The sequence below is a fragment of the Methylobacterium currus genome (assembly GCF_003058325.1).
GTDB classification, from domain to species: Bacteria; Pseudomonadota; Alphaproteobacteria; order Rhizobiales; family Beijerinckiaceae; genus Methylobacterium; species Methylobacterium currus.
The window spans coordinates 5,242,436-5,259,304 of the sequence record NZ_CP028843.1 but is presented as its reverse complement, the minus strand read 5'-3'; the positions used below and the strand labels follow the sequence as shown (position 1 = coordinate 5,259,304).

General features: G+C 71.9%; 15 protein-coding genes. 8 read left to right on the top strand and 7 right to left on the bottom strand.

What is annotated here, in order from left to right; genetic code table 11:
* The first annotated feature begins 87 nt into the window (after nucleotides 1-87).
* The 4 genes from DA075_RS24270 to DA075_RS24255 are packed head-to-tail and all read left to right on the top strand — an operon-like array spanning nucleotide 88 to nucleotide 3,754.
* On the top strand, nucleotides 88-1,263 hold the full coding sequence (locus tag DA075_RS24270) for a glycosyltransferase family 2 protein (protein WP_099956780.1): 1,176 nt from the start codon (nucleotides 88-90) through the stop codon (nucleotides 1,261-1,263).
* 7 nt (nucleotides 1,264-1,270) lie between these two features.
* Nucleotides 1,271-2,413 carry an acyl-CoA dehydrogenase family protein gene (locus DA075_RS24265; protein ID WP_099955400.1) on the top strand — a complete coding sequence of 381 codons (1,143 nt, stop codon included), beginning with the start codon at nucleotides 1,271-1,273 and terminating at the stop codon, nucleotides 2,411-2,413.
* Complete coding sequence (locus tag DA075_RS24260; protein WP_099956779.1) at nucleotides 2,413-3,150, top strand: PIG-L deacetylase family protein; 738 nt, start codon at nucleotides 2,413-2,415, stop codon at nucleotides 3,148-3,150. Before DA075_RS24265 ends, DA075_RS24260 begins: the two co-directional genes overlap by 1 nt.
* A 10-nt stretch (nucleotides 3,151-3,160) precedes the next feature.
* On the top strand, nucleotides 3,161-3,754 hold the full coding sequence (locus DA075_RS24255) for a class I SAM-dependent DNA methyltransferase (RefSeq protein ID WP_099955399.1): 594 nt from the start codon (nucleotides 3,161-3,163) through the stop codon (nucleotides 3,752-3,754).
* A gap of 52 nt (nucleotides 3,755-3,806) precedes the next feature.
* Here the strand turns inward: DA075_RS24255 and DA075_RS24250 are convergent, their stop codons facing one another.
* From DA075_RS24250 to DA075_RS24230, 5 genes are all read right to left on the bottom strand, one after another.
* Nucleotides 3,807-6,131 carry a Tex family protein gene (locus tag DA075_RS24250; protein WP_099955398.1) on the bottom strand — a complete coding sequence of 775 codons (2,325 nt, stop codon included), beginning with the start codon at nucleotides 6,129-6,131 and terminating at the stop codon, nucleotides 3,807-3,809.
* 99 nt (nucleotides 6,132-6,230) lie between these two features.
* Complete coding sequence (locus tag DA075_RS24245; protein WP_099955397.1) at nucleotides 6,231-7,202, bottom strand: DMT family transporter; 972 nt, start codon at nucleotides 7,200-7,202, stop codon at nucleotides 6,231-6,233.
* Between the two features lie 305 nt (nucleotides 7,203-7,507).
* The gene (locus DA075_RS24240) at nucleotides 7,508-7,729 is read right to left on the bottom strand and encodes a YbdD/YjiX family protein (RefSeq protein ID WP_099955396.1); all 222 of its coding nucleotides are present in this window, start codon (nucleotides 7,727-7,729) and stop codon (nucleotides 7,508-7,510) included.
* A gap of 4 nt (nucleotides 7,730-7,733) precedes the next feature.
* The gene (locus tag DA075_RS24235) at nucleotides 7,734-9,797 is read right to left on the bottom strand and encodes a carbon starvation CstA family protein (RefSeq protein WP_099955395.1); all 2,064 of its coding nucleotides are present in this window, start codon (nucleotides 9,795-9,797) and stop codon (nucleotides 7,734-7,736) included.
* A 389-nt stretch (nucleotides 9,798-10,186) separates the two neighbouring features.
* Nucleotides 10,187-10,852, bottom strand: coding sequence for a response regulator (locus DA075_RS24230; protein WP_099955394.1), 666 nt, complete (start codon nucleotides 10,850-10,852; stop codon nucleotides 10,187-10,189).
* 624 nt (nucleotides 10,853-11,476) lie between these two features.
* Here DA075_RS24230 and DA075_RS24225 point away from each other — a divergent pair.
* The 4 genes from DA075_RS24225 to DA075_RS24210 all read left to right on the top strand — a co-directional run bounded on the left by DA075_RS24225 (nucleotide 11,477) and on the right by DA075_RS24210 (nucleotide 15,798).
* Nucleotides 11,477-12,652 carry an FIST N-terminal domain-containing protein gene (locus tag DA075_RS24225; RefSeq protein WP_099955393.1) on the top strand — a complete coding sequence of 392 codons (1,176 nt, stop codon included), beginning with the start codon at nucleotides 11,477-11,479 and terminating at the stop codon, nucleotides 12,650-12,652.
* A 98-nt stretch (nucleotides 12,653-12,750) separates the two neighbouring features.
* Entirely contained in the window at nucleotides 12,751-14,016 is a 1,266-nt protein-coding gene (locus tag DA075_RS24220; RefSeq protein ID WP_099956778.1) for an ATP-binding response regulator, read from the top strand.
* A 298-nt stretch (nucleotides 14,017-14,314) separates the two neighbouring features.
* Nucleotides 14,315-15,475, top strand: coding sequence for an SDR family oxidoreductase (locus DA075_RS24215; protein ID WP_232387280.1), 1,161 nt, complete (start codon nucleotides 14,315-14,317; stop codon nucleotides 15,473-15,475).
* Nucleotides 15,472-15,798, top strand: coding sequence for a DMT family transporter (locus DA075_RS24210; protein WP_099955391.1), 327 nt, complete (start codon nucleotides 15,472-15,474; stop codon nucleotides 15,796-15,798). Before DA075_RS24215 ends, DA075_RS24210 begins: the two co-directional genes overlap by 4 nt.
* Here DA075_RS24210 and DA075_RS24205 read toward each other — a convergent pair.
* Both DA075_RS24205 and DA075_RS24200 read right to left on the bottom strand, forming a co-directional pair.
* Entirely contained in the window at nucleotides 15,789-16,373 is a 585-nt protein-coding gene (locus DA075_RS24205; RefSeq protein WP_164712474.1) for a TetR/AcrR family transcriptional regulator, read from the bottom strand. The two genes, DA075_RS24210 and DA075_RS24205, sit on opposite strands and share 10 nt — an antisense overlap.
* Nucleotides 16,374-16,431: 58 nt before the next feature.
* Nucleotides 16,432-16,839 (bottom strand): tautomerase family protein, encoded by a 408-nt coding sequence (locus DA075_RS24200; protein ID WP_099955389.1) that lies wholly within the window; start codon nucleotides 16,837-16,839, stop codon nucleotides 16,432-16,434.
* Between the last annotated feature and the right edge of the window lie 30 nt (nucleotides 16,840-16,869).

Here is a 16,869-nt window from a genome sequence, read left to right as displayed (position 1 = left end):
CGGCGCGACCGGTTCGGGCCCGCGGAGACGCCGCGTGTGACCTATTCAGAGGATCGGGCCCGAACCCGGAGGCCGGAAACTGGGGGCCTGCCCGCGCCGCGCTGCATCGTCGCCGTTCCGGTCCGCAACGAGGTCGACCGGATCGGCGCCTGCCTGCGCGCGCTGGCCACGCAGGAGGAGATCGGGCCGGAGGCCCTCGGGATCGTCCTCTTCCTCAACAACTGCACCGACGGCACGGCGGAGGTCGTGGCGTCGCTCGTGCCGGCCTTGCGGGTGCAGGTTCGGGTCGTCGAGCGCGATTTCGCGGGGGCGCATGCCGGTTGGGCCCGGCGCGAGGCGATGGAGGCGGCCGCGTCCTGGCTCGACGAGACGGTCGGCGGCCTTGACGGATCGGCGCCGGACGGCGTGATCCTGACCACCGATGCCGATAGCCGCGTGCCACCGGACTGGGTCGCCCGCAACCTCGCGGCCCTGGCGCAGGGCGTCGACGCGGTCGCCGGAACCATTGCCCTCGACGAGGGCGAGGCCGCGCGCCTGCCGGAGGCGCTCCACGCCCGCGGCCGGCTGGAGGGTGCGTATGAGGCGTTGCTCGTCGCCCTCGAATCCCTGATCGATCCGGTCGCGCACGATCCCTGGCCGCGTCACGCGACCCGCTCCGGGGCGAGCCTCGCGGTCCACCTCTCCGCCTACCGCGCCGCCGGCGGCATGCCGGCCCTGCCGCTGGGCGAGGACCGGGCCTTCGTGGCAGCCCTGCTGCGGGCGGATGCCCGGGTGCGCCACGCCCCCGACATCGTCGTGGTTACTTCAGGGAGGCTCGACGGCCGTGCCCCGGGCGGCGCCGCCGACACGATGCGGCAGCGTTGCGCGATGCCGGAGGCCCCGTGCGACCCGCGCCTCGAAACCCTGGGCCGCGCCCTGTTCCGGTACGCCTGGGGGCGCCGGCTGCGGCGCCTGCACGGGTCCGGACGACTGGCCCGGACAGGATTCTGGGCGCCCTGGCTGCGCGTGCCGCGCGCCGAGGCGCGCCGGATCGCCGATCTCGCCTCGATCGGGGCGATCCTCGCCGCAATCGAGGCGGCGAGCCCGCTCCTTGCCTCCCGCCCTCTCCCTCCGCGCGCGCTGCCCCGGCAGATCCGCGCCGCCCGCCTCGTGCTCGCCGGGCTGCGGCGCGGGGCGCGAGGATTGCGGCTCCGCGGCCCCCTCGCGGCCGGCCGCGCCCGGCCGGCCCTCGGACGGGCGTCGGAGGAGGCCGGCAATGCGTGATCGGCCGATGGATCCGTGGCTGCGTCCCGGTCCGACCGCGGAGAGCGTCGCGGCAGCCCGCCGGGTCTCGACCCTGGCCGCCGCGCGGGCCGACGCGCAGGATCGCGACGACGGCTTCCCGGCCGAGGACGTGGCCGACCTCGCGCAGGCCGGCCTCCTCGCCGCCCCGGTCCCGGCGGAGGAGGGCGGGGCGGGCCTCGGGGAGGAGCCGGGCGCGGCCGACCTCGTCGCGGTTCTGCGCCTCGTCGGGTCCGGCAGCCTGGCGCTCGGCCGGCTCTACGAGGGCCACGTCAACGCGCTCCAGCTCGTCGCCCGCTACGCCGCGCCGGCGGAGCGGCACGCCCTGTTCGCCGAGGCCCGCGCCGGCCACCTGTTCGGGGTGTGGAACACCGAGCCGCCGTCGGACGGCCTCCTCCTCGGCGCGGACGGGCGCCTTTCCGGGGTCAAGACCTTCGCGTCGGGCGCCGGCCACGTCACCCGCGCCCTGGTGACGGCGCGCCGGCCGGGCGAGGCGAGGCCGCTGATGCTGGTCGTCGCCCTCGAACCGGGGACCCGGGCCGACCTCTCGGCCTGGCGCGCGCAAGGGATGCGCGCCTCGGCCACCGGTACCGTCGACCTCACGGGGCTCGCGCCGGTCGCTCTCCTCGGCGGGCCGGACGATTATCACCGCCAGCCGCACTTCTCCGGCGGCGCCTGGCGCTTCGCGGCGGTGCAGTTGGGGGGCATCGAGGCGGTGTTCGAGGCCTGGCGCGGCCATCTCGCCCGGACCGGGCGGGGCGCCGATCCCCACCAGCTCGCCCGTCTCGGCGAGGGGGCGATCGCCCTCGAAGGCGCCCGGCTCTTCGTCGGCCGGGCGGCCGCCGTGATGGCGGAGGGCGCCTCGGCGAAAGGCGCCCTGCCGGTGGAGCGGGTCGTCGCCTTCGTCGATCTCGCCCGGATCGCGGTCGAGCGGGCGGGGCTGGAGGTGCTGGGCCTCGCCCAGCGCTCGGTCGGCCTCCAGGGTTTTTTGCGCGGGCACCCGCTCGAGCGGCTGTCGCGGGACCTCGCGACCTATCTGCGCCAGCCCGCCCCCGACCGGGCTTTGACCGCGGCGGCCGCCACGATCCTGGCCGCCGAGGAGCCGGTGGCCGCTTTGTGGGAGGCGCGCTGATGCGGGCCGACGCCTTCCTCGAGGCCGCCGAGGCGCTGCCGGTGGGATCCCTGCGCGACCTCGTGCCCGCGGGCGGGATCGTCGTGGTGGCGCCCCATCCCGACGACGAGAGCCTCGGCTGCGGCGGGCTCATCGCCGAGGCCTGCACCCGGCGGATCCCGGTCAGGCTCGTCGTGGTGAGCGACGGGATCGGCTCGCATCCGAACTCGAAGACCCATCCGCCCGAGCGCCTGCGCGATTTGCGCGAATCCGAGACCCTGGCGGCGGCGGAATGCTTGGGGCTCAGCCCCGATCACGTCGCCTTCCTGCGCCTGCCCGACCGGTTCGTGCCGGCCGCAGGCCCCGAGGCCGAGGCGGCGGCCGAGGCGGTCGCCGCGGCGGCCCGGACCTGCGACGCGGGCGCCCTGTTCGTGACCTGGGAACACGATCCGCATTGCGACCACGCGGCGAGCGCGGCGCTCGCCCGTCGTGCGCGCGACCTCCTCGGTGACGCGAGCCTCTACGCCTATCCGGTCTGGGGCTGGACGCTGCCGCCGGAGACCGAGATCGGCGAGGCGCCCCGGGGCGTCCGCCTCGCGATCTCCCGCCACCGGCGCGCCAAGGCGGCGGCCATCGCGGCCCACCGCTCGCAGACCACCGACCTGATCGCCGACGATCCCGAAGGCTTCCGCCTGGAGCCGGCCATGCTCGCGCATTTCGCGCGGGATCACGAGATCTTCCTCGATGTCGCTCGGTAAGGAAATTGCGATGACCCGCCATACGGCCTCGCTGCCGCCCGGCTACTTCGACGAGCGCTACGCCGACGATCCCGACCCGTGGAATTTCGCCGAGAGCTCCTACGAGCGCGACAAGTACGCCGCCACCCTCGCATCCCTGCCGCGCCCGCGTTACGCTGCGGCGCTCGAGATCGGCTGCTCGATCGGGGTGCTGACGGCGGCGCTCGCGCCCCGCTGCGATACGCTGGTCGCCCTCGACGTGGCCGAGGCCGCCCTGGACCAGGCCCGCGCGCGCTGCCGCGACCTGCCGGGACTCCGCCTGCTCAAGGCCCGGGTGCCGGGCGAGTGGCCGGAGGGCCGGTTCGACCTGATCCTGCTCTCGGAGGTGGTCTACTACCTCGATGCCGGCGACGTCGCCCGCCTCGCCGGCCTCGTCCGCGGCAGCCTGCGACCAGACGGCGACGTCGTCCTGGTGCACTGGACCGGCGAGACGCATTATCCCCTGACCGGCGACGAGGCCGCCGACCTGTTCATCCGCGAGACGCGCGACCGCCTCGCGGTCGACCGGCAGGTCCGCACCGAGGCGTACCGGCTCGACGTGCTGCGCGGGCGGGATGGCGCGTAGATGTTGCGCCGCGGGCACGCCTTTCCGGGAGGCGTGCCCGTCGCGACTCGCCTCAGCGCCGCGTGCCCCGATCCAGCCCCGCCTTGCGCAGGGCGTCCGCCAGGGCGCCGCCGCCCGCCGGTTCCTCGCGGCGGGGTTGCGGGCGCGGGGCGTCGCGGCGGGGTGCGTCGCGGTTCTGGCCGCCCTGCTCGCGCGGCGGCCGGGCGCCGACCTCGTCGTCGAGGCGCATGGTGAGCGAGATGCGCTTGCGCGGCGCATCGACGTCCAGCACCTTCACCCGCACCACGTCGCCGGGCTTCACCACCGCCCGCGGGTCCTTCACGAAGGTCTTGGACAGGGCCGAGATGTGGACGAGCCCGTCCTGGTGCACGCCGATATCGACGAAGGCCCCGAAGGCCGCGACGTTGGTCACCACGCCCTCCAGCACCATGCCGGGTTTCAGGTCGCCGATCGTCTCGACGCCCTCCTGGAAGGTCGCGGTCTTGAAGCTCGGGCGCGGGTCGCGGCCCGGCTTCTCCAGCTCGGCGATGATGTCGGTGACGGTCGGCAGCCCGAAGGTGTCGTCGATGAAGGATTTCGGGTTCAGACCTTTGAGCACCGTACCGTTGCCGATCACCGCCTTGATGTCGCTCTTCGTCGCCTGGAGGATGCGGCGCACCACCGGGTAGGCCTCCGGGTGCACACCGGACGCGTCGAGCGGGTCGTCGCCGTTCTGGATCCGCAGGAAGCCCGCCGACAGCTCGAACGCCTTCGGCCCGAGCCCCGCGACCTTCTTCAACCCTGAGCGGCTGCGGAACGGCCCGTTCGTGTCGCGATGCGCGACGATGTTCTGCGCCACCCGCTCGCTGAGACCCGAGACCCGGGCCAGAAGCGGGCCGGAGGCGGTGTTGACGTCGACCCCGACGCCGTTCACGCAATCCTCCACCACCGCGTCGAGGGAGCGCGACAGCTTCCCCTCCGCCAGATCGTGCTGGTACTGCCCGACGCCGATCGCCTTCGGCTCGATCTTCACCAGCTCCGCCAGCGGGTCCTGCAGGCGCCGGGCGATCGAGACCGCGCCGCGCAACGACACGTCGAGGCCCGGCAGCTCCTGGCTCGCATAGGCCGAGGCCGAGTAGACCGAGGCGCCGGCCTCCGACACCATCACCTTGGTGAGCGTCAGCTCCGGCTGCTTGGCGATCAGCTCGGCGGCGAGCCGGTCGGTCTCCCGCGAGGCGGTGCCGTTGCCGATGGCGACGAGCTCGACGCCGTGCGCCCGGCAGAGCTTCGCCAGCGTCATCAGCGACCCGCTCCAGTCGCGCCGCGGCTCGTGGGGATAGATCGTGTCCGTCGCCACCACCTTGCCGGTGGCGTCGACCACCGCGACCTTCACGCCGGTGCGGTAGCCCGGATCGAGGCCGAGCGTCGGCCGGGCGCCGGCGGGCGCGGCGAGCAGGAGGTCGCGCAGGTTGCCGGCGAAGACCCGCACGCCCTCGGCTTCAGCCGCCTCCCAGAGGCGCGCGCGCAGGTCGAGCTCGATCGAGAGCCGGAGCTTGGTGCGCCAGGCGAAGCGCACCGCCTCCATCAGCCAGCGGTCGCCGGGCCGGCCGCGATCCTGGATTCCGGCCGACAGGGCGATGCGGCCATCGTAGAGGCTCTGGGCATCGACGCCCTCGGGAGCCTCGTCGAGCCGCAGGTCCAGCACCTCCTCCTTCTCGCCTCGGAAGAGGGCCAGCACCCGGTGGGAGGGCAGGCGGGTCAGGGGCTCGGAGAAGTCGAAGTAGTCGGAGAACTTGGCCCCCGCCTGCGCCTTGCCGTCGCGCACCCGCGAGACGAGCTTGCCGCGGGTCCAGAACGCCTCGCGCAACTGCCCGACCAATTCGGCATTCTCGGCGAAGCGCTCGACCAGGATGGAGCGGGCGCCCTCCAGGGCCGCCTCCGGCGTCGCCACGCCCTTGCCCTCGTCGACGAACGGGGCGGCGGCCTGGAGCGGGACCTGATCGGGGCGGGAGAGCAGCGCTTCGGCCAGGGGACCCAAGCCTGCCTCGCGGGCGATCTGGGCCTTGGTGCGGCGCTTCGGCTTGAACGGGAGGTAGAGGTCCTCGAGCCGCGCCTTCGTCTCGGCGGCGAGGATCTGACCTTTCAGCGCGTCGTCGAGCTTACCCTGGTTCTGCACGCTCTCCAGGATCGCGGCGCGGCGGGCCTCCAGCTCGCGCAGGTAGCGCAGGCGCTCCTCCAGGGTGCGCAGCTGCGCGTCGTCCAGGGTGCCGGTGACTTCCTTGCGGTAGCGGGCGATGAACGGCACCGTCGACCCGCCGTCCAGAAGCTCCACCGCCGCCTTGACCTGCCAGTCCTGCGCGCCGAGTTCGGTGGCGATGCGCTGCTCGATCGTCGGCATGGGGCCTCTCCGGTTGGGGAGGCGCGTGTTTAGAGGCGGGCGACGATTCGGGGAAGAGGAGACATGTCGGGGCGGCCGCGCCGCGGCCGCCCGTGATGGTCAGCGCACCCCGCCCGCCGGCAGCACCCCGGTCGGGGCCGGGACGTGGCGCATCCGCTCGCGGTGGGCGGTGTAGAGGCCGCTGCCGCCGATCACCAGGACGCCGAGGCCCATATAGGCGTCCGGCACCGTGCCGAAGAACAGGAAGCCGAGGAGGCCGGCCCAGATGATCTGGCTGTAGGAGAACGGCACCAGGGTCGAGGCCGGGGCGTGGCGGTAGGCGATGGTGACGATCCAGTGCCCGGCGGTCGAGATGAAGCCGATCGCGGCGCCGATCGCGACCTGGTTGAGGTTCGGGGTCTCCCAGACGAAGGGCACGATGGCCGACAGGATCACGAAGCCGACGATGGCCGACCAGGTCATGGTGGTCTGCGGTGCGTCGTAGCCGTTGATCTTGCGGGTCACCACCAGGGCGGCGGCCCAGAACACGGCGGAGACGATCGGCAGGAGGGCGGCGGTCTGGAACGCGCTGGTGCCCGGCCGCACGATGATCAGCACGCCGAGGAGGCCGACGAAGGCCGCGGCCCAGCGCCGGGCGCCGACCTTCTCGCCGAGCACCGGGATCGACAGGGCGGTGACGAAGATCGGCGACACGAAGGCGATCGCCGTGATCTCGGCCACCGGCAGGGTACGCAGGCCCGCGAGGAACAGCAGGGAGGAGCCGACGAGGGCGATGCCGCGCACCACCTGCAGGCCCGGCCGCGCGCTCCGGAACGGCGAGGCGCCACGCTTGAGATGCGCCCGCACCCCGGCAGCCGCCAGCATCACGGCGAGGAAGCCGACATAGCGCAGCCACGCCACCTCGATCCCGGCGAGCTGCCCGGTGAGGTACTTGGCGGTGGCGTCGGAGCTCGACAGGAACATGGTGGAGACCACCACCAGCACGATGCCGCGCAGCGGCTGGTCGCCGAGCAGGGCCGGCAGGGCCGGGCGGGCGGAGGGGACGGCGACGGGGAGTGTCAGGGTGGCCACGGGGCTAACGGCGGGTGCGGATGAGGGACCTCATCTGTAGCATCGCGCCGGCCAGCTCAGCCGTGCCGATTGCGCGCCGCGGCCATGCTGCCGGATCAGCCCTAGTTAAGGCGCGCTTTACCGGATCGTGTCGGGGCGGCGGCGACTTGCGACATCCCCGCCATCATCCCGCCGCAAGCGTTACGGGTGTCTCCTGAAAGACTCGTGAACAGAATTCGTCTTCGCCGGAACCGGATCCGGCATTGCGTGTTGTTTCGCCCGCGCAGGGTCTAGGCCCCTGCGCGGGCGGGCATGTCAGCCGCGGGTCAGCAGCAGCGGAAGCCGCCGCGGCCGCCGACGCCGAACCGGGCGTTCTGGCGCTCGCGGAAGAATTCCGTCGGAGTCATCGGCTGCTGGTCGGGGTGGGTCTTGCGGATATGGGCGACGTAGGTGTCGTAGTTGCCCTGGCCGACCATCAGCCGCGCCCCGTCGCAGACGCAGCGCGTCAGGGTCGCCCAGCGCTCCCGCAAGGTGTCCGCCGAACCCATCGGCTCACTCCGCCGCCGCCGGCATCGCCCGCGGATCCGCCTCGACGGCGGTCCAGCGGTCGGTGCGGTAGGCCTTGAGGCAGGCCTGGACGCCGAAGGCGATGATCGCCACCACGACGCCGACGAAGACCAGCGCCAGCACCGCGTCGACGCGGTCGTTGAAGATGATCTGGCTCATCTGGTCGGCGTTCTTCGCCGGCGCCAGCACCTTGCCCTCGGCGAGCGCGGTGGCGTAGCGGTCGGCATGGGCCAGGAAGCCCACCCGCGGATCGGCGGAGAATACCTTCTGGAGGCCGGCCGTCAGGGTGCAAGCGACGAGCCAGAGGGTCGGCACGATGGTGACGAGGGCGTAGCGCTCCCGTTTCATCTTGAAGATGACCACGGTGCAGAGCGTGAGCGCGATCGCCGCCAGCATCTGGTTCGAGATGCCGAAGAGCGGCCACAGGGTGTTCACGCCGCCGAGCGGGTCGGTCACGCCCTGGTAGAGGAAGAAGCCCCAGGCCGCGACGCACAAGCCCGTCGCCACGATGCTCGGGCCCCAGGACGCGGTGTCCTTGAAGGCCGGCACCGCGACGCCGATCAGGTCTTGGAGCATGAAGCGCCCGGCTCTCGTCCCGGCATCGACGGCGGTGAGGATGAACAACGCCTCGAACAGGATGGCGAAGTGGTACCAGAACGCCATCATCGCCTTGCCGCCGACGACGTTCGAGATGATGTGGGCCATGCCGACCGCGAGCGTCGGCGCGCCGCCGGCCCGCGAGATCACGGTATGCTCGCCGACATCCGCCGCGGTCTGCTTGATGGTGTCGGCGCTGATCGGGAAGCCCATGGCGGTGACCGCCGCCGACGCGCTCTCGGGCGTCGTGCCGATCACGGCGCCGGGCGAGTTCATGGTGAAGTACACGCCCGGATCGATGACGGTGGCGGCGACGAGCGCCATCACGGCGACGAACGATTCCATCAGCATGCCGCCATAGCCGATGAAGCGGGCATTGACCTCGTTGTCGATCAGCTTCGGCGTCGTGCCCGAGGAGATCAGGCTGTGGAAGCCCGAGACCGCGCCGCAGGCGATGGTGATGAACAGGAACGGGAACAGCGAGCCCGACCAGACCGGCCCGGTGCCGTCGACGAACTTCGTCACCGCCGGCATCTGGAGATGCGGCGCCAGCACCAGGATGCCGAGCGCGAGGCCCACGATGGTGCCGATCTTGAGGAAGGTCGAGAGGTAGTCGCGCGGGGCGAGCAGCAGCCAGACCGGCAGGATCGAGGCGACGAAGCCGTAACCGATCAGCATCCAGCACAGCTGCGTGCCGGTGAAGGTGAACATCGCGGCGAGCGTCGGATCGTTGGCGACGGACTGGCCGTAGAGGATCGCGGCCATCAGCAGCACGAAGCCGAGGATCGAGACCTCGCCGATGCGTCCCGGACGGATCCAGCGCGAGTAGACGCCCATCAGCAGCGCGATCGGGATCGTCGCCATCACCGTGAAGGTGCCCCACGGGCTCTCGGCCAGCGCCTTGACGACGATCAGCGCCAGCACCGCCAGGATGATGACCATAATCAGGAAGGCGCCGAACAGCGCGACGACGCCCGGAATCGTGCCGAGCTCGGCGCGGATCAGCTCGCCGAGCGAGCGGCCGTCGCGGCGCATCGAGACGAACAGCACCATGAAGTCCTGCACGGCGCCGGCCAGCACCACGCCGGCGAGGATCCAGAGCAGGCCCGGCAGGTAGCCCATCTGCGCGGCCAGCACCGGGCCGACCAGCGGGCCGGCGCCCGCGATCGCCGCGAAGTGGTGGCCGAACAGGACGTACTTGTCGGTCGGAACGTAATCGAGCCCGTCATTGTGGCGCACGGCCGGGGTCTGGCGGGTCGGGTCGAGCCGCATGATGCGGTCGGCGATGTAGAGCGAGTAGTAGCGGTAGGCGATCACGTAGACCGAGACCGCCGCGATGACGATCCAGAGGGCGTTGATGCTCTCGCCGCGCTGCGTCGCCACCACGGCGAGGGCGGCGGCCCCGAGCGCGCCCACGAGGGCCCAGGGTCCGTGCTTCCGGACGGCAGTCATAGGGGTTTCCTCCCGGCTGCGCCGCCGGGCTGGGACAGGCTTCGGCGGCTTCTTCGACTTTCGGGTAACGGAAACGCCGAGGGCTGCCAATGTGGCGGCGAGTCAGGGACGTTGGGGGAGAATTAGACTTTCGTCGTAGGAATGGATGAGCGGCCGGTCGGATCCGTCACGGAAGGCTCTGACATCCTCCCTCGTCCTGCCGGCGCCGCGCAGCGGCACCCGGGATCCATAACCGCTGACGATGCAGGATGAAGCGGAACGGGATAAGCTTCATTCTATGACGTCGGCGGTTATGGATCCCGGGTTCTCGGCAATCATCGCCCCGGGACGACGTCGCGCGGTGTCGAGGTGGAGGCGTCTCGACTTTGCCTCTTCGATCGTGTGGCCGATCAGCTCGACGGCAATCCCGCCAGGATATGATCGTAATCCAGGTTCGCGGTCTCGATCACGATCTGGGTGCGGCTGATGACCCCGAGCTTGCGCAGGATCTCCGAGACGTGGGCCTTGACCGTCGAGTCGCCGACGCCGAGTTCGTGGGCGATCTGCTTGTTGAGCTTGCCCTGGCGGATCATCAGCAGCACCCGGACCTGCTGCGGGGTCAGCTCGGCGATGCGCTCCGCGATCGGCGCCTTGCCGGCCTTGCGGCCCGGGGCCTCGGCGGGTCCCGAGAGGCCCTCGGGCACGAACACCGCCCCATTGAGCACGTCGGTGATGGCGCGGATCAGCACCGGCTTGCCGGCGGCCTTGGGCACGAAGCCGGCGGCACCGTGGGCGAGCGCCTCGCGCACGATGCGCGGATCGTCGAGGCCCGACACGACCAGCACCGGGATGCGCGGGAAGCGGGTGCGGATGGCGATCAGCCCGTCGAAGCCGTTGACGCCCTGCATGGTGAGGTCGAGCAGGGTCAGGTCGATCGAGCGGCCGCGGGACAGGGCCGCGCAGGCGCTCTCGATGCCGTCCGCCTCCTCGACCTCGGCGGCCGGGAAGGCGAGGCGGACCGCGCTGCTCAGGGCATCGCGGAACAACGGATGATCGTCGACGATGATCAGGTGCATGTCCGACCCCTCCGCGACGGGCGTCGGCGCCCCGTCCAGCCGTGGAAGAGACACCCCAGGGGCCGGACCGGTCAATCCCACCATCGCAGCGGATCATCCTCTCGCAGGCGCGTGGCCGCACGGCCCGCGCACTCGTAGATCGAGCACAGCAACGCCGCCGCACCCGAAAGTCGAAGAAAGAGTTAACACGCGGGTGCTTCAGCAGCTACCGTGCTTTGGTATGGATCCGCAGGGAACAGCCCGCTCCCTGCACATTGGTCCAATGGTGGCTGGCGGGGTCCCGGTCCTATCGTCATGCGACCTCGGCGGCCGAAGGATCTCCTCACCGCGGAGCGGGTGGGAGCGGAGCTGGGCATCTGGCGGCGGCGTCGCGTGGGGCGGCGCAGCCGCCGATCGCGGGGGCGATCGCCCGTCCGGTCCCCAGCGCAGGCGCGGCCGCCGCACCGGTCGCGCCTGCGCACCTCACCTCGTCTCACGTGCCTCACCCAAAATTCGTGCCAGCGGCTGCAATTGCCAGCCGCATCCCGCCGCCGCATAATGCGCGCAATGCCGCAACGGAGCCGGCAACACGGGAGGGACCGCTTGGCGCGGGAAATCTTGGCGCGGCCCAATGCGGCGCGAGCCATGGCGAGTGCAGGGTCGGGTGAGGGCACGCGCACGCGCTCGCATCGCTGCGGGATCCAGACCGCCTGGACCGAGGCGGCCGGGGCCGAGGCCGCCGTGGCGGCGCTCGCCGCCTCCCTCGACGTCGCGCGCATCGCCCACCTCGTCATCTTCTTCTCGCCGGCCTACGGGGTCGAGGCACTGAACGCGGCGCTGGCCCGCGCCTTCCCGGGCGTGCGGGTCGCCGGCTGCACCTCCTCGGGCGAGATCAGCCCGATGGCCGGGCTCGACCGCGGCCTCGTGGCGATCGCCTTCCCGCACGAGGGGTTCCGCATCGCCTCGACGGTGCTGGAGGCGGTCGACCATCTCGACGCCGAGCGGGCCGCCGCCTCGATCCGCTCGCTTCGCTGCGCGCACGAGCGGATCTCCCGCGGCGGGCAGCGTTTCGCCATCTCGCTCATCGACGGCCTCGCCAATGCCGAGGAGACGGTGATCGCCGCCATCGGCTACGGGCTCGACGGGGTGCCCCTCGTCGGCGGCTCGGCCGGGGACGAGCTGACCTTCTCCGAGACGGCCCTGATCCATGACGGGCAGGTGCACCGCCGCGCGGCGATCCTGCTCCTGATCGAGTCGGATTTCCCGGTCGAGATCTTCAAGAACGACAATTTCGAGCCGACCGGCGTCAAGTTCGTGGTCACCGAGACCGATCACGAGCAGCGCACGGTGCGCGAACTCAACGCCGAGCCGGCGGCGGTCGAGTACGCCAGCGCGCTCGGCCTCGATCCCGACTCGCTCACGCCCACGAGCTTCGCGGCGCATCCGCTCGTCGTGCGGGTCGGCGGCGATTATTTCTGCCGCTCGATCCGCCACCTCAACCCGGACCAGTCGCTGAGCTTCCACTGTGCCATCGAGAGCGGCGTGGTGCTGACGCTGGCCCGCCAGAAGGACCTGGTCGAGGCGACCCGCGAGGAGCTGGCCCGGCTCGATGCGCGCCTCGGCGGCGTCGACCTGGTGATCGGCTTCGAATGCGTGCTGCGCCGCCTGGACGCCGAGATCCATCAGGCCCGCCACAGCATCGCCGAGCTCTACCGGCACTACAACGTCGTCGGCTTCGAGACCTATGGCGAGCAGTACCGCTCGATGCACCTGAACCAGACCTTCACGGGCATCGCCATCGGCCGGCCAGCGGGCCCGTGACCGGGGACGACACGAGGGCCGGCCGGACCGCCGCGACGGACGAGGTCGCGGCCCTGCATCGCCGCATCGCCAAGCTGGAGCGCATCAACGCCGCCCTGATGTCCCAGGTCGAGCGCACGATGGACCAGCGCGGCAGCGCCTACTCGCTGTTCCAGACCGCCATCACCCTCGAGGGCCAGGTCCGCTCCCGCACCGAGGAGCTGACGGCGCTGATGCGCAGCCTGGAACGCTCGAACCAGGACCTGACCGCAGCCAAGGAGGAGGCCGAGCGGGCCAACCGCTCGAAGACCCGCTTCCTCGCCGCCGCGAGCCACGACCTGCTCCAGCCCCTCAACGCCGCCCGGCTGTCGCTCTCGGCGCTCGCCGACATGCGGGTCGGGCCGGAGGCCCGCAGCATCGTCGGCCAGGTCGAGCGGGGCCTGCAGACGATCGAGGACCTGATCAAGACGCTGCTGGACATCTCGAAGCTCGATGCCGGGCTGATCCAGCCGGTCGTGCGGCCGGTGCTCGTGGCCGACGTGCTGGAGAGCCTGGAGGCGAGCTTCGGGCCGCTCGCGGCGCGCAAGGGCCTGCGCCTCTCGGTGCGCGGCGGGCAGGCCTGGGTGGCGAGCGACCTCGTGCTGCTCCAGCGCATCCTGCAGAACCTGGTCTCGAACGCGATCCGCTACACTGCCGCCGGCGGCGTGCTGGTGGCGGCGCGCAAGCGCGGGGGCGAGATCCGGATCGACGTGGTCGATTCCGGCGCCGGCATCCCGGAGGGCGAGCAGGAGCTGATCTTCGAGGAGTTCCACCGCGGCGGGCGCGAGAGCGTCGACGGCGAGATCGCGCTGGGCCTCGGCCTGTCGATCGTCCGGCGCTCGGCCCAGGCCCTCGGGCACCATTTGAGCCTCGAATCCCGGGTCGGCCACGGCTCGCGCTTCAGCCTGCACCTCACCCCCTGCGCCCCCGAGCCGCCCCGCCCCGCCCCGTCGCTGGTGCCGCCGACGAGCCTGACGGGGGCCCGCATCGCCCTCATCGAGAACGACAAGGCGGCCCTGGAGGCCCTGGCGCGGCTCTTCCACGGATGGGACGCCAACGCCTTCGCGGCGCGCGACCATCTGAGCCTGGTGCGGCTCCTCGGCACGACCTGGAGCCCCGACGTCGTCGTCGCCGACTACCACCTCGACGGCGGCGCCTGCGGCCTCGACACCGTGGAATGGCTGCGCTCCGTCCACGGCCACGACATCCCGGCGGTCATCACCACCGCCGACCACTCGTCCGAGGTCGAGGCGCGGGTGCGGGCGGCGCGCTGCGAACTGGTGCACAAGCCGCTGAAGCCGGCGCAGCTGCGGGCGCTGCTCGCCCACCTGCTGAGTCGCGGCTGAGCCCGCGCGGCCGCGTCACGATCGTTTCCAATAGATTTCAGAAGATGTCTGAAGCCGGGTGCCGCTGCGATTCGCGGCGGGCGGACCATAATCCTCGTCCCGTCCTATATCGAACGGATTAATTCGATCGTTTCTACTATGTTTCGGGATCTGTTTTTGCGCGAACGGACTAACCAAAACGAGAAATAGACGGTTGCCCGCGCGCAACATACTGCACGAATGAGAGATCGATGCCGCGAGAACAAATTCTTTGCCTGCTCATCTGTGGCATCTCTCCAGCATGCGGGGGGAGTCCAGCGTGGCACGGATCTTACTGACGGGCGCAACCGGCTTTCTGGGCGGCGCCGTCCTTCACCAGGGCTTGAGCCGGCGCGACGGCACCGAGTGGGTCTGCCTCGTGCGCTGCGCCAGCGCCGAGCAGGGCCGGCAGCGGATCGCCGCCCGGCTGTCGCGCTTCACCGACCCGTTCACGGCCCAGCGCCTCGCCCGCGCGGTCGAGGTCGTGCCGGGCGACTTCACCCGCGCCGACCTCGACGCCGACCCGCGGCTCGATTCCGTCACCCACGTGCTGCATCTCGCCGCCGACACCTCGTGGTGGGGCGAGGAGCGGGTCAGCCGCACCAACCACGACGGCACGCTGGCGCTGGCCCGCCGCGCCCGGACCATGCCGCGCCTCGTCCGCTTCCTGCACGTCAGCACCGCGATGATCTGCGGCACCGAGGCGCCGCCCCTCGTCGAGGAGGCGGCCTATCCGTCGCCCCAGGCGCGCCACCTCGTCGCCTATACCGTCTCGAAGGCGGCGGCCGAGACCTCGCTCGCCGGCAGCTTCGCCGACCTGCCGATCGTGGTGGCCCGCCCTTCGATCGTGGTCGGGCACTCGACGCTGGGGTCGGCGCCGAGCTCGAGCATCCTGTGGGTGATCCGTGCCGCCGACCGGCTGCGCCTGGTGCCGTGCGACCCCGCGAGCGCCGTCGACATCGTCCCGGTCGACTGGGTCGCCGACAGCCTGCTCGGCCTGCTGCGCAAGCCGCTTCTCGCGCACAACCTCTATCACGTCTCGGCCGGCGAGGGCGCCCGGGCCCGCTGGGACGACCTGATGCGGGCCTTCGCGGCCGCCGACCCCGAGGGTGGCACCCGCGACGACTTCACCCGCTTCGACCTCGTCGCCGACCGGGCGCTGCTGCGCCGGCGCTTCTCCGAGGCCTTCGGCCTCGACGGCGCCCTGAAGCAGGCGATGCTGCGGGCGGTGCGGGCCTATTACGCCTTCTGCTCCCTCGACCTGACTTTCTCCAACGCGCGGCTCCTCGCGGAAGGCTTCGCACCCCCGCCGGCCTTCGCCGATTACCTCAAGGTCTGCCTCGAGAACGCGCCCGAGATCGCCGAGCAATTCGCCGACGACCTCGAGATGTTCGTGGCGCCGGAGCCGACGCCGGTCCTGCCGCTGACGGCGAGCGCATGAACCCGTTCCTGACCCTCGCGGTGGCGATCGGCGCCGAGATCACCGCGACGCTCGCCCTCAAGGCCGCCGGCGGGCTCACCCGCCCGGGGCCGACCGTCCTGGTCGCCCTCGGCTACGGCACCGCCCTGTGGCTGATGTCGGGCAGCATGGACATGCTGCCGATCGGCATCGTCTACGCGATCTGGGCCGGGGTGGGCATGGTCGGGGCGGCGCTCGGCGGCGCCATCCTGTTCGGCGAGCCGGTGACCCCGCTGATGATCCTCGGCATCGGCGTGATCGCGGTCGGCGTCGGCATCCTGGCGGCGGCGCAGGCTCACGCCTGAGGGCGGGTGGCCGCGGCGACGAGCTGCACGGCGCCGTCGATGGCCTCGCGCATCGCGGCCTCGTCCCAGTGCACCCGGGCGAGCACGTAGCCGCCCTCGACGATCGCGATCAGCACCGCCGCGAACGGGGCGGGCTCGATTCCGGGAATGAGGCTGCCGGCCGCCTTCGCTTCCTCCAGGCTCGCGCGCAAGCAGGCCTGGATGCGCCCGAGATAGGCCGCGACCGGCTCGCGCAGGGCGGGCTCCTCCATGGCGGCTTCGTTGGCGAGGCGGGCGAGGCGGCAGCCGCGCAGGGCCTGCCGCTCGCGGGTCAGGTAGGCCCGCACGCGGTCGAGGGGCGGTGTGCCGGACGCGAACAGCGCGTCGATCACCGCGATCTCCTCCCCGGCCATCTCGGCGAGCGCCGCGGCCGCCACCTCCCGCTTGCCGGGGAAGTGGTGGTAGAGGCTGCCCTGGCCGGCGCCGCTGCGCGCCAGCACGTCCCGCGGGCTCGTCGCCTCGTAGCCGCGCTCCCAGAGCAACGCCTTCGTCGCCGCGACGATCGCCTCGCGCTTCGATGGTCCCTGCCGCGCCACGCCGCCTCTCCTGCCGCCGGGCGCGGTATGCCGCGCCCGGCCCCGCCACGCCAGAGCGTCAGGCCGCGCCCGCGAGGTGGGGCGGGGGGGCATCGGCGTAATGGGCGATGCCGTTGCCGAAGGACCAGTTCTCCCGCGCCGTCTCGACCAGGTTCACGAACACGTCGTCCGGCCGCACCCCGGCCGCGCTGAGATTCTCCGTGATGGCGGCGAACAGCGCCTTCTTCTGCGCGACGCTGCGCCCGGTCGACAGGTGGATCTGCACGATCACCAGATCGTCGCTTCGGGCGATGCCGAGATAGCCCGGATCGTAGATCACCTCGTCGAACTGGCAGGAGACGATCTGGAAGCGGTCGTCGGCCGGCACGCCGATGCTGCCGACGAGGGCGGCATGGACGGCATCCGCGATGGCGCGCCGCTCGGAGGCGGGGCGCTCGCGCTTCAGGGAGATGTGGACCAGGGGCATCGGAAACCTCCGCGGCTGCAGGAGCAGCCT